This window comes from Clostridium sp. DJ247 (assembly GCF_014231265.1).
On sequence record NZ_JABAIW010000035.1, the window covers coordinates 40842 to 56581 of the forward strand.

The 15740-nt window shown below is 30.0% G+C and carries 15 protein-coding genes; 10 read left to right on the top strand and 5 right to left on the bottom strand.

What is annotated here, in order from left to right; translation table 11 throughout:
• Window positions 1-51 precede the first annotated feature (51 nt).
• The 3 genes from HGI79_RS14420 to HGI79_RS14430 all read left to right on the top strand — a co-directional run bounded on the left by HGI79_RS14420 (window position 52) and on the right by HGI79_RS14430 (window position 2267).
• Window positions 52-426, top strand: a complete 375-nt coding sequence (locus HGI79_RS14420; RefSeq protein ID WP_185651398.1) for a BlaI/MecI/CopY family transcriptional regulator — start codon at window positions 52-54, stop codon at window positions 424-426.
• Window positions 427-579: 153 nt separating this feature from the next.
• Window positions 580-963: a hypothetical protein gene (locus HGI79_RS14425; RefSeq protein WP_185651399.1), complete on the top strand. Its 384-nt coding sequence runs from the start codon at window positions 580-582 to the stop codon at window positions 961-963.
• A 134-nt stretch (window positions 964-1097) separates the two neighbouring features.
• Window positions 1098-2267 carry a CapA family protein gene (locus HGI79_RS14430; protein WP_241428223.1) on the top strand — a complete coding sequence of 390 codons (1170 nt, stop codon included), beginning with the start codon at window positions 1098-1100 and terminating at the stop codon, window positions 2265-2267.
• A 211-nt stretch (window positions 2268-2478) separates the two neighbouring features.
• Here the strand turns inward: HGI79_RS14430 and HGI79_RS14435 are convergent, their stop codons facing one another.
• Window positions 2479-2730: a hypothetical protein gene (locus HGI79_RS14435; RefSeq protein WP_185651400.1), complete on the bottom strand. Its 252-nt coding sequence runs from the start codon at window positions 2728-2730 to the stop codon at window positions 2479-2481.
• Window positions 2731-3086: 356 nt separating this feature from the next.
• Between HGI79_RS14435 and HGI79_RS14440 the strand changes: the two genes are divergently transcribed.
• Window positions 3087-3638 carry a chromate transporter gene (locus HGI79_RS14440; RefSeq protein WP_185651401.1) on the top strand — a complete coding sequence of 184 codons (552 nt, stop codon included), beginning with the start codon at window positions 3087-3089 and terminating at the stop codon, window positions 3636-3638.
• Complete coding sequence (locus tag HGI79_RS14445; protein WP_185651402.1) at window positions 3638-4207, top strand: chromate transporter; 570 nt, start codon at window positions 3638-3640, stop codon at window positions 4205-4207. The genes HGI79_RS14440 and HGI79_RS14445 overlap by 1 nt, the downstream gene beginning before the upstream one ends.
• Before the next feature lie 65 nt (window positions 4208-4272).
• Here the strand turns inward: HGI79_RS14445 and HGI79_RS14450 are convergent, their stop codons facing one another.
• Window positions 4273-5238 carry a hypothetical protein gene (locus HGI79_RS14450; RefSeq protein WP_185651403.1) on the bottom strand — a complete coding sequence of 322 codons (966 nt, stop codon included), beginning with the start codon at window positions 5236-5238 and terminating at the stop codon, window positions 4273-4275.
• A gap of 220 nt (window positions 5239-5458) precedes the next feature.
• Complete coding sequence (amrA, locus tag HGI79_RS14455; RefSeq protein WP_185651404.1) at window positions 5459-6865, bottom strand: AmmeMemoRadiSam system protein A; 1407 nt, start codon at window positions 6863-6865, stop codon at window positions 5459-5461.
• A gap of 475 nt (window positions 6866-7340) precedes the next feature.
• On the opposite strand from amrA, the gene HGI79_RS14460 reads away from it, so the two are divergent.
• Window positions 7341-8321, top strand: coding sequence for an aromatic acid exporter family protein (locus HGI79_RS14460; protein WP_185651405.1), 981 nt, complete (start codon window positions 7341-7343; stop codon window positions 8319-8321).
• Between the two features lie 137 nt (window positions 8322-8458).
• Here the strand turns inward: HGI79_RS14460 and HGI79_RS14465 are convergent, their stop codons facing one another.
• Window positions 8459-10801, bottom strand: coding sequence for a YcdB/YcdC domain-containing protein (locus HGI79_RS14465; RefSeq protein WP_185651406.1), 2343 nt, complete (start codon window positions 10799-10801; stop codon window positions 8459-8461).
• A 286-nt stretch (window positions 10802-11087) separates the two neighbouring features.
• On the opposite strand from HGI79_RS14465, the gene HGI79_RS14470 reads away from it, so the two are divergent.
• From HGI79_RS14470 to HGI79_RS14480, 3 genes are all read left to right on the top strand, one after another.
• Entirely contained in the window at window positions 11088-11906 is an 819-nt protein-coding gene (locus HGI79_RS14470) for an MBL fold metallo-hydrolase (RefSeq protein WP_185651407.1), read from the top strand.
• 262 nt (window positions 11907-12168) lie between these two features.
• On the top strand, window positions 12169-12387 hold the full coding sequence (locus HGI79_RS14475; protein ID WP_185651408.1) for a hypothetical protein: 219 nt from the start codon (window positions 12169-12171) through the stop codon (window positions 12385-12387).
• Between the two features lies 1 nt (window position 12388).
• On the top strand, window positions 12389-12688 hold the full coding sequence (locus HGI79_RS14480; RefSeq protein ID WP_185651409.1) for a spore coat protein: 300 nt from the start codon (window positions 12389-12391) through the stop codon (window positions 12686-12688).
• A 719-nt stretch (window positions 12689-13407) separates the two neighbouring features.
• Here the strand turns inward: HGI79_RS14480 and HGI79_RS14485 are convergent.
• Window positions 13408-14007 carry a hypothetical protein gene (locus HGI79_RS14485; protein ID WP_185651410.1) on the bottom strand — a complete coding sequence of 200 codons (600 nt, stop codon included), beginning with the start codon at window positions 14005-14007 and terminating at the stop codon, window positions 13408-13410.
• A 381-nt stretch (window positions 14008-14388) separates the two neighbouring features.
• Between HGI79_RS14485 and HGI79_RS14490 the strand changes: the two genes are divergently transcribed.
• On the top strand, window positions 14389-15740 hold a 1352-nt coding region (locus HGI79_RS14490; RefSeq protein ID WP_185651411.1), incomplete at its 3' end, for a BMP family ABC transporter substrate-binding protein.

Consider the following 15740-nt stretch of genomic DNA (forward strand, 5'->3'; position numbering starts at 1 on the left):
CTACAAATGTAATATGTTTATATACTACATTTGTAGGAAGAGGTGTTAAATTTGAAAGAGTTTCCTAAAATCTCTGATGCTGAATGGCAGGTAATGAAGGTTATATGGAAAAATAATCCCATAACTGCTAGCAAAATTATTGACGAATTAAAGTATGACACTACATGGAATTCAAAAACTATTCACACATTAATCAGTAGATTAGTTAAGAAAGAGGCCATAGGAATTGAAAAGGCGTCTCCGTACTATCTATATTATCCTGTTGTATCAGAGGAAGAATGCAAGAGAGTAGAGACAAAGTCCTTTCTGAAAAAGGTTTATGATGGATCTTTACAGCTATTAGTTGCAAACTTCATAAAGGATGATAAGTTCACTAAGAATGAAATTGAAGAACTGCAACGTATTCTGGATAAGAAAAAGGATTAATAAAGATTGGAGTTGAGTTATGGATTTTTCTATTATATTTAAAACAATTCTTTCACTATCCTTTATGGGAAGTATAGCATCTGGGATAATTATGAATATTATAAAAAATATAGTATTTATGTAACTCCAGATATAAAAAATTATATTGAAATAATGTCTATTGAATCTAATAACACTCCAGCAAAAGATGCTAGTCTTATAATTGGATGGGATGAAGTAATAAAAAGAGCATTAAAACAAGAAAGTTTTATTAATAACTACAATGATTCTATAAAAATTAATGATATAAAACAACTATATAAAAAATATGTTACATTTCTTTTATATGGAGCAAATAATACTCCTCTTTTTCATTATGACTCTAAAATCATGGTATCTGACGCTAAAATAGCGTATACGAATATATTAAAGTCAGATAATAATAGTAAATTAATAGAATCTATTAAAGCTTTCTTAAATGTATTGAAAAAAAATGATTATAAGTTAACAGGTGAAGTTGAAAACTACAGAAAAAGCATAGTAGACAATATAAAGTGAAGCTTAATTCAGTTAGGTCAATCCAGCGCTTAGCAACACTTAACTCACCGCTTGTAGAAGTGGAATATTAGAGCGGGTAGTCATCGGATAAAATAATTAGAAGCTATACTATAGATTGAAGAGGGGGTGTATTTTTGGCAAAAAAAACTGTAGCAAAAAAGGCAAAACTAAAAAGAAAAATTGCAATTATTTTGGCAGTTATATTATGTTTTGGAGCTGGGGTCTATACTTCTTATAAGATTATGCATCGTAAAGTTATTGGCGCAGACATTCAATTAGGAAAGAAGGATGCCAAAAAAGATGCAGAAAAAGAGAAAGATAGTGTGCAAGATAAAAATAAAAAAGAGGAAGCTGAAACATATATACTTTTAAGCAGTGTGGGAGATTGTACTTTGGGTCATGATGATAAATTTGCATATGGCAACAGTTTACCAGCTGCTTTGAAGAAAAATAACAATGACTATTCTTATTTTTTTAAAAATGTTGCGGATATTTTTAAAAATGATGATATTACAACTGCAAATTTAGAAACAACTTTTACTGATGCATCTGTAAAAGCAGAAAAACAATTTACATTTAAGGCTCCTAAAGAATATTCAAAAAGTTTAACTCTTGGATCTATAGAAGCAGTAAATGTATCTAATAATCACATATATGATTATCTTACAAAAGGCTTTAAGGATACTATTGGTGCTTTAAAGAATGAAGGAGTAAATTATTTTGGTGAAGGATATAAATGGATTACAGAAGTAAATGGAAATAAAATTGGGTTTTTAGGATATAGGGGATTTAGTGATGATAATGATTTTCTAAAAAAGATGAAAGCAGATATAGAGGATTTAAAAAGTAAAGGATATGTAGTTGTAATTAATATTCACTGGGGAGAAGAAAACTCTTATCATCCTAATAATGTGCAAAAGCATATAGCACATTATGCTATAGATCATGGAGCAGATCTTATTTTAGGTCATCATCCTCATGTAATTCAAGGAATTGAAAAGTATAAGGATAAATTTATTGCATATAGTCTTGGAAACTTTGCATTTGGTGGAAATATGAATCCAAGGGATAAGGATACATATATACTTCAATCAAAATTTATGTTTAAAAATTATGAGTTAGTTTCCTATGGAATTAAGGTTATTCCTTGCAGTATATCTTCTGTGATCTATATTAATGATTATTGTCCTACGCCATTAACAGGGGATAGAAAAAAGGATGTGCTAGATAAGCTCAATAAACTTTCGAACAATTTAGGGTTCAATTTAGGAGATGAATTTGTATTCTCTAATATAAGTTCATAGAAGTTTATAGGAATTTTTATAAAGCTATATAACTTTAATTAATAGTAAAATAAATAGGAATGAATTCATCATATTAATATAATAAATTCATTCCTATTTATTTTAAAAATCCAACGCTAGGTGTAAGGAATAAATCCATCAACACTTTGAATGATCTCAGCACAACTTTATATAATTAGAAGTTGTTATCCAAAGACCTAGCCGATCTTTATTACCAGTGACCAGTTTCTAATCTTTTAACCAAATCACTTACTCCATACTTATGAGAATATGAATACATATTTTTTTCATTTTCAGGTAAGTTTTCTAAAAGTTCTTTAGAGTAATTAAATGATGATTCCCAGCAAGACCTAAGTTTACTATAGTCATCTATAATCCATCCATAGCCATAAGGGTTTTCATAGTTGACACATGTAGAATTATAGTTATATTCGCAGGTTTCACAACATTTATTAATTTTCATTATACAGTCACCTCTATTATTAATATAAATAGTACTTTAATTTTCATAGTTTTTTAATACTTCAAATACTCTTTTTGAAATTATATCTAAATATAACAATACAATTTTTGTTGTTGCTTCTTATAATTTTAAGTACATTCTTCAAGTTTTTCAAGTAGTTATCCTGAACCGTTAGTAATATGTTATGTGGAATAAATTAAATTTATATTTTCCATATGTAGATTTATTTGCTATAATAGCAATCAGAAGAATATACATATACATTATAATTGTAACTCTACAAATTATACGACTCAATGAGATATATGCTTTAATATAACATATATAAATTTACTATTAGAGGAAAAGGAAAAACTATGAAAGATTTAAAGAAGCTCTTAAAAATATTCTGGATTTTTTTCAAGATAGGTACCTTCACCTTTGGGGGAGGACTTACAATGCTTCCACTTATACAAAAAGAAGTTGTAGATAAGCAAAAGTGGATAGAAGAAGAGGAAATACTGGATGTGTTTGCTATTTGTCAATCTGTTCCAGGAGTCATTGCCATTAATTCTGCAATCTTTGTGGGTAATAAAGTTAGAGGAGTAAGTGGAGCTATTGCGGCAACCTTGGGAGTTGTTCTTCCTGCATTTATATCTATTATTCTTATCTTAGTTGCACTTACAGGAATAAGGAATAATATTTATGTAGAAAAGGTATTTGGAGGCATAAGGGCAGCAGCAACAGCATTAATACTTTTGTCTGCTATAAAACTAGGAAAAGGGGCCTTAAAATCAAACTGGCAGTACGTTGTTGCAGTATTATCATTTTTAATTATTGTAATACTTAACATCAGTGCGGTGTGGGCTGTTGTTTTAGGAGGAGCCACAGGATATATTATTTACATCTTTGGAAGGAGGCGCAAATAATGTTACTATGCATAAAACTATTTTATGTTTTTTTTAAGATTGGCTTATTTAGCTTTGGAGGCGGTTATGTTATGCTTCCAATGATTTACCAAGATATTCAGTCCTTTGAATTAATGTCTGCTAAAGAATTTTCTGATGTTGTAGCTTTGTCACAAATGACTCCAGGACCTATTGCAGTAAATGCAGCTACCTATGTAGGTTTTAGATGCGCAGGAATATTGGGAGCTACTTTTGCTACAATAGGAGTATCACTGCCTTCATTTTTTATAATACTTATTATTTCTGCATTTATAAATAAATTCAAAACTAGCAGTATTGTACAATCAATACTATTAGGTATAAGACCTGCTACCGTAGGAATGATAGGTTCCGCAGTAATATTCTTTTCTAAAACTTCTATATTTCATGAAGGATTCTTTAGTTTAAAAATGATTCATAATCCTTTAAAATTTATTAGCATACCAGCTGGTATTATATTTATTATAACAATTGTACTTACAAATAAATTTAAAATAGGTCCAATAGCAGTGACGGTAATTGCAGGAGTCATTGGAGCATTTATTTTATAAACTAACAAAAATCCACTTATAGTATAAAAATACTTAAGTGGATTTTTGTTTTTATAATATTTAATTTAAGAACATCCGCCGCTGCATTCTAAGCAAGAGGAACAGGCTGCACAAAGGGATTTTGCTTTAAACGATGCTGATGACTTTATATTGAATAAATATTCATCAATATCATACTCATGTTCAGGACTATTATTAAATCGAACTTTATTATTGTGGAACTCTATACTTAAAGGAACTATCTCCATAGTTTCATCATCAACTACGCTTCGTTTTAATCCAGGACTATAAACCTTTTTAGAGCCGTTTTTATCAATAACCTCTATTCTATCAGTAGAAGTTATTAATGCTTCTACTTGTCCAGTATCAGAAAATCTCAAAGAGTTTGAATCTCCATGGATACCTACCGCATCAGATTTATATGCAGATATAGTACCTATACTAGTTTTCACAGCTATAGGATCATCAGGTTCAAGGGATTTAATTTTTCCATCAGGATAAAATGATACACCTATACGTGTCACTACATCTCCAATAGAGGTTTGTAAAGTAACAGTGTTTTTAGGCCACAAGGTTATACTTTTAAGAGATCTATCTTTATAAAAATGTACTGAAATAATTTTTTTACTAAACTTACCTATTGGTATATCAAAATCAATATCTTTTGCTAAAGTAAGCTCATCCTGTTCTGTCCAATAAGCAGTAAGCTTACCGTTTAAAGGGAATAAACGATTTATATTTCCATTTTCATAAAATGTAACAAATTCTGCAGGCAGAGTTCCTATTGGTGTGTCAATCTCAACTTGGTGCTGTAGTGAAATGCTTTTTATATTATCATTGTTGTGAAAAGAAACAGATACAATGTGCTTTCGTCTCTCGTCAGCATCTTCATATTGTGGCACTAAAATTCCATAAGGAGTTTTCAGTTCATTTGCCTTATTTAATTTACATTCTTTCACCCTGTGATCTTCATAGTAATCTATATGAGATATTCCTTCAATAATTCCGTATTTAGTATTTATACTTGTCATAGTACACCTCCCGAATATAATTTTTGAAAATTAATATTATTCTACAAAATTATGATTTGTATGTCAACATATAATAAATACTATATACCATATGAGGATATAATACGAGCTTTATATATAAAAAATGCTTATGACATCATAATAATTATTATATTCCTTAGTATATGCTGAATTTTGAGATTGGAACCATATATAGGTCCAAACTCAAAATAAAGTACAGCTATTCTTCAATATGTCTTATTACCTTAAATTTCTCTATAGAATAAGTTTCATTTGCTCTTATACCTGCTTTCTTTAAGGCTATAGATATTTGCTCATCTACAGTATCTACACCTTCTAGGTCTGGAAGTAACAAACCTGTTTTTTTTCCATTTGTAACAATAACCCCATATTCTTTTGGGTTTAACTCATTCTTAGTAGCAGGTTCAGGTTCTGTAAGCACATCTACGGAAAAATCTAAATCAAGGAGCTCATTTTCTTCTACTTCACTAAAACGAGGATCATCAATTCCGGCTTCGATAGCATTTCTTATGATTTCTTCTGCTACAGAACTAGTTGCAGGAAATATCGTTCCGATGCATCCTCTAAGTTCCCCATACTTTTTTAAGGAAACAAAAACACCTCTTTTGGTATTCTTCATTTCATCTATAACATAGTCAGGTAATTTTTCTAGTTGTTTGCCTGTATTTAGGTAAGTTGAAAGACTTTCTCTGGCAAGCCTTACATAAGGATCTTTTTGATTTAGCTTCTTTTTTTGAACAGTTTTTCTTATGTTTTCAAGGCTTTCAAGTATAGAGTTATCTTTTGAAATAACATTAAACTTCATAACACCATAGCCTACTCCGAAGGTTCCTTCATAACTTAAAAGATCTCCTTTGAATTTTTTACCCTCTAACGCTCCAAGCATTATAGATACAGATCGTCTTCCACACTCTCCAGCACTACAAATAGTATCTCTATCCATATTAAAAATACCTGCTGCATCACCCTGTTTCAGAAGTTCAAGAAATTCCTTATCAAACTTTTCTCCTAACGGACTATAGTCATAAGGTCCTTCTTCCTTAAGTCTATGAGATAAATCTCCACTGGCTATAAGAATAGAATTTTCATTCAATGCTTCAACAGCTTTACTTATAATCATTCCAAATTTATAAAGAGTTAAGTCACTAAGAGGAGCGTAGGTAATATGAACAAGGTTATAACTTTTATAATACTTATTTATAAAGTAAAGTGGAACCATTGATCCGTGATCTAAGTTAACTGAGGTATTATATTGGCTTAGGAGACTATTTGTAGCCATGACTACAGGGATATCTTGTTCCATTGAAAGTTCATATATTTTACTTGTCAACATTTTATTAATATTTAATTTCATGTTAACTTCGGGAACTCCAAAACTTTTAAAGCTTCCGTGAATATTATTTTCATAACTTAAACATATAGCATCCTGGAACATAGTACCGTGGGGGGTTATGATTATTATAGTATTTGGCTTTTTTTCTTCTATATCCCTAGCAATTTCATTCAGTGTATTACTAGTGTTTATAATTTTCAATTCTTCTCCTTTTCCTATTTCAGGTATTATTATAGGAGGATGAGGGGTTAAATAAAAACCTTGTATAGACATAAAATCACCTCTAAATTAAATTCATTTCAATTTTTCATATTTTTAGTTTTACCTATTTTCAATATAAAATTAGTTTAGTACAATGTTAGAAAGTATTATTATAATCATATAATAATATAATGCATTCCTAATAATCAAATTTCATTTAAAAATAATAATTATTTGATAGGAAATTGTAAATATAGATACCCACAACTTAAATTTAACTTATGCGTAGGGGTATATTACCAATGCTGAAGTCACATTTAAATATTTTTTATTAGTCTTAGCGAAAATTTGAGAAAAAATCTTAGAATTTTAGATATGTTTGAGCATAGCGAGTTTATCAAAGTTCTTAGATTTTTCTCAAATTTGAGCTTTAGACTAATTAAAAATATTTAACGTGACGAAGCATGGTAATATATCCCGGAGTATAAGTTAAATTTCGGGCATGGCTATCTATATGGCTATCTATATAGAAAGGATCAGCTAGATTATGAAATTTATAGGATATAGAACTATAAAAACAGGAATTGGCGCTTGCGCTGCAATGATTATAGCAAAAAACATAGGTTTACAATATGCTGCAGCTGCAGGGGTTATAACTATTTTAAGTATTCAAGCCACTAAGAAACAATCTTTTAAAATAGCTCTTCAGCGTGTAGGATCGTGTGTTTTAGCGCTATTTATTTCTACTATTATCTTTAGAATATTAGGATATAGCGCAGTAACCTTTGGTATTTTTCTATTTATATTTATTCCTCTCACAGTAAAATTCAATTTTGAACAGGGAATAGTAGTAAGTTCTGTGCTTGTAACCCATATGTTAGTTGAAAAATCTACAAACATATTTTGGCTTGTTAATGAGTTATCACTTATGCTTGTAGGGGTGGGGGTTGCATTATTGCTAAATCTTTACATGCCAAGCATAGAAACACAAATCAAACAAGATCAGATATACATTGAAGAAAAGATGAAAGAAATTTTACTCTATATGGCAGATGCCCTTAGAAATAATTCTGTTTCAATAAAAGAAGAAAAAATGTTTAATGAATTTGAAGAAAGACTAAAGATGGGTAGAGAACATGCCTATAATAACTTAAATAACTATTTCCTATTAGATGCAAGCTACTATGTGAAATACATGGAAATGAGATTACACCAGCTTGAATCTATTAAGAGAATGCGGCAACATTTTAAAAAGTTCTTTATGACTTATGAACATACCATTATGGTGGCTAGTTTTACAGAAAAGGTTGCAAATTCCATATACGAAGAAAATACAGCACAGAGTCTTATTGATGATTTAGATGTACTAAGAGGAGATTTTAAAAAAATGTCCTTGCCAACAACGAGAGAAGAATTTGAGAATAGGGCAATGCTTTTTCAATTTTTAAATGATATAGAGCAAATTTTAATAATTAAACGTGAATTTAAGCAAAGTTTTAAACATTCCTTTGTGTTAAAGCATAAATGATCTAAAATAGTTTTAAGTGTTCACTACTCATTAAAAAATATGCAGTTTATTCTAAGCTTAACCGCATAGAAAAATTGTAATATAAGAAGTAAAAGATAGAAAAGCCTCAAGAGGTTCTGTGAGGCTTTTCTAAAAGATTACCTTTTCAAAGTTCCAAGTGTTACATATACAGCTTTAATTAATTCTGACATAGTTACAGTATCTTTTGGTCTAATTTTACCGTCACTAGTTGTTTCAATAAGTTTAAGTCCACCTGCTAAGGAAACATAACCAGTTTTGTCAGTACTTATTGTACTGCTATCGGAGTATGGTAGATTTAATAGCCCTTTAATTTCAGCAATTCTGTCATAGCCTAATAATTTTACTAAACTTTTAGCAAGTTCTTCTCTTGTAACTAATTCATTTGCTTTAAAATCCTCTTTTTTGTCTTCGATGATTCCATACATTACTGCAAGCTGCACGTATTTATACTCTGTTGAATCCTTAGATGATAAACCACTAGTAAAACCAAGATCATTTAAGCCTTTCAAATAAGGGTTAAAACCTTTAGCGTTAACAAGTATCTTAATAAGCTGAAGTCTTGTAATTCCGGCATCAAGTTTAAAGTCTTTAGTATCAATAATTCCTTGGGAAGCAAGTATTGAAGCTTCTTTTTCTACAGCACTCCCCTTAATTTTGGATTTAAACTCTTCTATATTGTTGTCTATATTTTCCCCGAAAATATTTAGAAGCTTGCCTGTATATGCATCGATGCTGCTCAATGGAGAGTTTTGACCAATTGAATACACAAGTTGTATTTTGGAATTAGACTTATCTGTATTATTTATATCATTAAAAAGTAAGTATGTAAGTTTTGGCTTGTTAGCATCTAAGAATGTCTTCTTTGCTTCATCATTACTTATAGTATTTACAGCTGGAGGTAAATCTAATTTATCTTGCCAAAGGCATGCAAATGAGTTCATATCTCCTGTTTTAGTATCAAAAGTAATATTTATACTCTCATTTTTATAATTATTGTTAAAAGGTATATCATTTACTATTCTTGCAAAACTAAATGTTATATATCTTTTAGCAGGTCCCTCTGCATATATATAGTTTTGATTGCTAAAATCTTTTTGTTCTGTATTTATTTCTTTGATTTTTTCAGGATAGTTTTTAGCTATTGACTGAATAGCTTTATCATAAGCTTGTTCCCAATTTAACTTAGGTTGAAACTTTTCATCCTGCACCTTATCAAAGTTAAATTTATCTATTCTTACAATTTGTTCTGTTAAAGCATTTATAGCAATTCGACCTTCAGGTGGTCCAAAGTTAGTATTTGATCCTTTCTTTGTAAAATCAGCAGACCAGGTTTTTAAGTCTTTTCCTATATAACCATAACCATTTTCGTCATAGTTTATAGAATTAAGTTCATATCCATCTCCAAATAAATCTTTAACTTTATCTTTTAAAACCTGTTCAGCTCTTTCACTGTTTATTGGATTATTAAACCTTTGTACTGGTTTGGCATTTTTAAATATATCTTCTTTTTGCTTATCTGTTATGTTTCTAGTTTTCACATTTTCTATGGATTGTCCATTCCAAGTTAAGGCTTTACCATTTGCTGCATCTATTATAAGTGGGGAAGAAGAGTCAGTCGAGTAAACTAACTTTATTTTATTTTCTTGAGTAATATTAGGTTTGTTTATATAAGAGTTATAGTTCAAGTTTAACTTTGTATTTTTATTAAATATATCATCTGCTTGTTTTTGATCTAATGCCTTATCTGCAGCAGGAGCATTTACAGTGTTATCCCAAGTAATGCCATAAGATGTTACTTTCCCAGTTACACCGTCTACTCCAACGCTTATGTTGTTATTTGTAAATGGGATATCATTTATAGTTCTATTGTACACAAATCTATAATTAGATATGCCATAGTAAGGAATAGAGTCATTATTTTTAACTGGTGTAGTTTCTTTAAATTCTTGTGGATTTATTTTTTTTAGAAAAGCTTCACCTATATCCTTAGCTTGATCCTGAGTAATTGTAGCAATAGCAGGTGAAGATTGTTTAGTGTCAAATTCATGTCGATCTACATTGAGTACCTTTCCAGTAGTTCCATCTACAGATACATGGATGCTGATATGTGTATCATTGCCTTGATTATACCATTGTATATCCCAAACACTTCTTTTTGTTCCATTAAAGTAATTTGAATTAAAGTTTACATTGTTTTGGAACTTCGTGTCGTCAATAGTTGTTTCAAAATAATCTTTCAAAATTTGTTTTGCTGTTTCTTTTGCTTGCTCTTGTGAAACTTTTGCTTTACTCTTCTCAGATGACAAAGCAATAGTGTCTTCAGTTGCTGTTTTTGAAGAGATGGTAAGAGCAGGAGTGTTAGCAGCAACATCTTTATTTGTTTCTTTAGCAAAAACAGGCTTAGATGATATTATAAGGGCAGCAGTTAATACAAGTAATACAGTTCTTTTACTTTTCATACAAAAATCCCCCTAAAAAGTTATTTTTAACAATTAAATTATACACTAACATTAAAAAAATAAATAGTTGTGAGGAAAAGAATAAATCAATTTTTATAGACAAAAATGCTCAAATTTCTTTAATTTTTCTATAAATTATAAGTTAACTAAATTTAAATAGTAAAAGTGTAAATAATGAAAAATGCTATAACGAGATGAAAAATTCGATTTTAATATATAATAGTTTGCAATTGGACAAAATAATATATGTTAAATTAAAAATTATTTATGAATAAGAGGTGTAATAATGACAAGTAACATACTTGAAAAGATATCTGATATTGCTATGGAATCAAGACAAGTTACATGTGATATAATACTTTTAAATTTTACTCTGGTAAATGCTTTTATAGTGGGAGATCATAACAGTGGTCAATGGGTTTTAGTTGATACAGGACTGAAAAATTCAGCAGAGGATATAATTAAGGTTGCTAAAGAACACTTTGGAGAAGATAACCCTCCTCAGGCAATTATTCTTACACATGGACACTTTGACCATGTTGGATCAGTAATTGAGTTATGTAAATATTGGAATACACTAGTATATTCACACGAATTAGAATTACCATATCTTACAGGAAAAGATAACTATCCAGAAGGAGACACTACTGTAGGTGGAGGAATAGTTTCAGAACTATCACCACTATTTCCAAATGAAAGTATTGATTTAGGTAATAGAATAAGAAAGTTACCTAGCGATAAAAGTGTGCCAGGTATGAGTGATTGGAAATGGATACACACACCAGGTCATACGCCAGGGCATATTTCATTATTTAGGCAAAAGGATAGAGTACTTATACCAGGAGATGCTTTTACCACATTAAAGCAAGAATCGATGCTTTCTGTACTTTCCAAGAATAAAGAAGTTAGTGGGCCACCTGCATATTTTACTATGGATTGGAATAAAGCTGAGGAGTCTGTGAAATGTTTGGCTGATTTAGAGCCTTCATTAGTTATTCCAAGCCACGGACTGCCTATACAAGGTAGCGAGTTAAAAATTCACCTAGACTATTTGGCACAAAATTTTAAAGAAGCTGCTGTTCCAGAACATGGCAAATATATATAAGGAATATATAATTAGATAACTGTGCATACTACTTTTAAATTAAACATTTCGCCTCCTAACATTACATTACGAAGAAGCCTACATCCTTTCACGAAAGGATGTAGGCTTAAAGTGTCTTCTATATGAGACAAATTAATTAAACAACCAATAGAGTACTAACTACTCCTTATAGTAATTAACAATGGGATAAATTCACAGGTTTACTAACGGCAAAAATACATACAATAAAGTGAAATTAATTTTATAAAATGGAGGTAATACCATGAGAAAGCTTTCTGAAGGTGAAATTTTATCTTTAACAGAATTACTTAAAATGGAAAATGATGGGTTAAAAGTTGCAAAGGTTGTGCAGAACTTGATAACTGATGAAGGACTAAAAAGACAAGCTGAAACTGGTGTATTAGCAGCAGAAGGAAGAATAAAAGGAATACAACAATTTATTAATGAGAATAAAGTAGTAGGAATAGGGGAGGTACGATAAAATGCCATCACTTTTAGATAATATCATAGGAAATAATGTGAATATAAAGGATGAAGTTATAGCTAGCAATATGCTTGCTTCTGGGAAAAGTGCAGCGAATGCATATCTTAATGCTGCTTTGATAAGTTCTACTCCAGAATTAAGAGCAATATATTCATCTAGTTTAACTCAGATAATAGGAGGACACTCAGCTCTTACAGAGCTTGTTGTTAACCGTGGTTGGGCTAAACCATATGATACACCAGCAGAACAATTATCAGATACTTATAGTAAATCTAAGGATGTAATTGAATCTAAATAGTAGATTTATGCAATATATTTTTTAGTATATACATTTTCAATCTCTATAGTTCTTTCAATGGATAGATATTAAATAATAATGCAAACTAAGTATTATTAAAGAACATATTATAAAGAATAAGGTATTTTTCATTAATCTAATATAATACATATTAATGAAAAATACCTTATTTTATTCAGAAATTTTATCCGATGACTACACCCGCTCTAATACTCCCTTCTTATAGGAAACTCCTCCTCAGAGGAGTACTCACAGAGTAAGCGACCATATCAAAATCACAGATTTTGATATGGTCGCTTAACCGATTCGCACCAAATCATAGATTTGGTGCGAATCGGTTAACTGGGAGTAAAGAGCGGCTACGTCTCTGGATTCGTTCAACTAAGAATCAGGTAGGGGTTAAATGCCAAAATGGCATTTAACGGGCAGTTTGCTCATGGTAATCAGCTATAAGAAACTGCCCCGGAGTCATAAGACAAACCCCATCTGATTCAAGTTTCACTTTATTTAACAATGTTAGACTATTTATTACTAGCAAGAAATTACAGTATTATAAAGATCCCCATAAGGTAAAATCTACAGTATTTTGTCTTAATGTACATCATAGGGGTAAATTGTAAAAATATCATCTTTATATAGCTTAAAACATTAGAATGATTGTTTCAATACTATTTATCATAATATAAAAGTTAGCGTTAAGTATATACTATATTTATATATTATGATAAATGAGTACCTTGATATCTTTGATATACATTATTCATGCCATATTGACCTTGTTGACCTTGCTGACCTTGCTGACCTTGCTGTGCTTGTTGACCTTGTTGACCTTGCTGTGCTTGTTGACCTTGTTGACCTTGTTGACCTTGCTGCGACATTTGGTTTAGCTGATTTTGTGCTTGATTTATAAGTTGATTCATTTGATTGAGTGCATTACCAGATTGTATATGAATACTTGCTTCTTGTAAAGCTGACATTGCTTGTTGAATACAATTTTGTAATTGCTGTTGAGATTGTTGATTTTGTTGTTGTGCTTGGTTTTTAAAATTTTCCATTTGTTGAGAAAGTTGACTTGTAACCTTTTGTGTTTGACTAGTTGCTTGTTGATTCTGTTGAGGCTGTTGAGGCTGTTGGTTCTGTCCCTGTGAACTAAATAACTGAGCGTTTCTAGATAAGGCACCTAATGTTGAGTTTAATTCATTTAAAGTGTGTTTCATTGCGTCTTGTTGATCTTTAAGGATATTTAGTTCTCTTGAGAATTCTGTATCTAACTTAGCCTGTTGTAAACTTTTTAATGTTTCTTTACTTTGTTCATTCATTTTAGTATCCTCCACATAAATTAATGATTTACACAAAATATATGATGTGCTTTTATGGCTGCATTTATACTTGTTTATTTATGTGATATCATATAAAATATCCAATAACGCCAATATTTACATGATGATTTAATACTTAAATGCAATCAATATACCATTTGTTATGCAAGCCAACGTAAAAAACTGCTCTGGTGTTAATATATAAACTACATTTGAATAAAATTAACTTTATTAGCATTATTCAAAAAGTTATGATTAATGTGTTTTTAGTATACAAGCTTTATACTACAATAAGATGAAAAAGTACTATAAAATACAAAAACTAATCTTATGATAAAAGGTTCATAGAAATAATATATTTTTATTATAGAGGTGATATTAATGAATAAACCTAATTTAGATTATTATATAGCTGCACACAAGATAGCCTCTAAGGAATATTCGAAAAGAATTGCTGATGGTAAATCAGGTTATTTACCAAGCTTAGAAGGTAATTTTAAAACCTCAGAAAGTGCTGGAGAGATTAATATTGGTATTGTAGAAATACCTTTAAGAAAGATAGTTGGTACTTACTCTCAGCTTAGAAGTCTTTCTTTTGCTAGTAACTTTATGCCTTTAATGAGAGAAGACTCAGAGTTTGCTGTAAAGTGGGCATATCTTGCTAATCATCATTTAAAAGAAGGTATAACAGATCCAATAAAAGTTTATGAGTATCTAAATTATTATTACGTAATTGAAGGAAATAAGAGGGTTAGTGTTCTTAAATTCTTTAATGCATACTCTATAACGGCAAATGTTATACGAATTATGCCGGAGAAATTTGAGAATGATTTAACTAATAGAATATATTATGAGTTTCTAGATCTTAATAAAAAAACTGGCATTAATTCTATATGGTTTTCTAAAGAAGGACGATTTCAAAAACTTTTAAAATATATAGAAAGCTTTCAAGTAGAAAATAAAAATATAGAAAATAAATATAAATACTTTGAAAATGTTGTATATAATACTTTTCGTGATATTTATTATGGTTTAGGTGGTGGTGAAATTAAGTCTATAACCACAGGGGATGCATTTCTGGAGTATATACAATTATATGGAATACCTGATGAAAATAGCGAAAAAGTCATAAAGGATAATCTGAAAAATTTTTTATTAGAAGTAGAAAGTTTATCTAATAGGGAAGTTACTAATGTTAGAACTAAACCACAAAATACAAGTTCTAGTAATGTAATTTCAACTTTAACGAATTTAATTATGCCGCATAAAAAACTTAAAGCTGTGTTTGTTTATACTAAGACTATAGATACTTCTAATTGGACTTATGCTCATGAAATTGGTAGAAGACATATACAAGAAGTTTTTAAAGATACAATTTCTACTGTTTATATGGAAAATGTACCTGAAGATGATACAGCTTATAACTATTTAATAAAATTGGCTGAAGATAAGTATGACATAATAATAACAACTTCTCCAAGCCATACCACAGCTACATTAAAAGCCGCACTGAAGTATAAGTCTATAAAATTTTTTAATTGTTCTGAAACTCATTTTTATAAACATGTTAGCACTTACTGGGGAAGAATTTTTGAACCAAGTTTTTTAACAGGGATTGTTGCAGGAGCAATGACAAAATCTAATATTTTAGGGTATGTAGCTACTTATCCAGTTCCAGAGGTTATAAGTGCCATTAACTCCTTTGCATTAGGTGCTAGATTAGTGAATCCAAG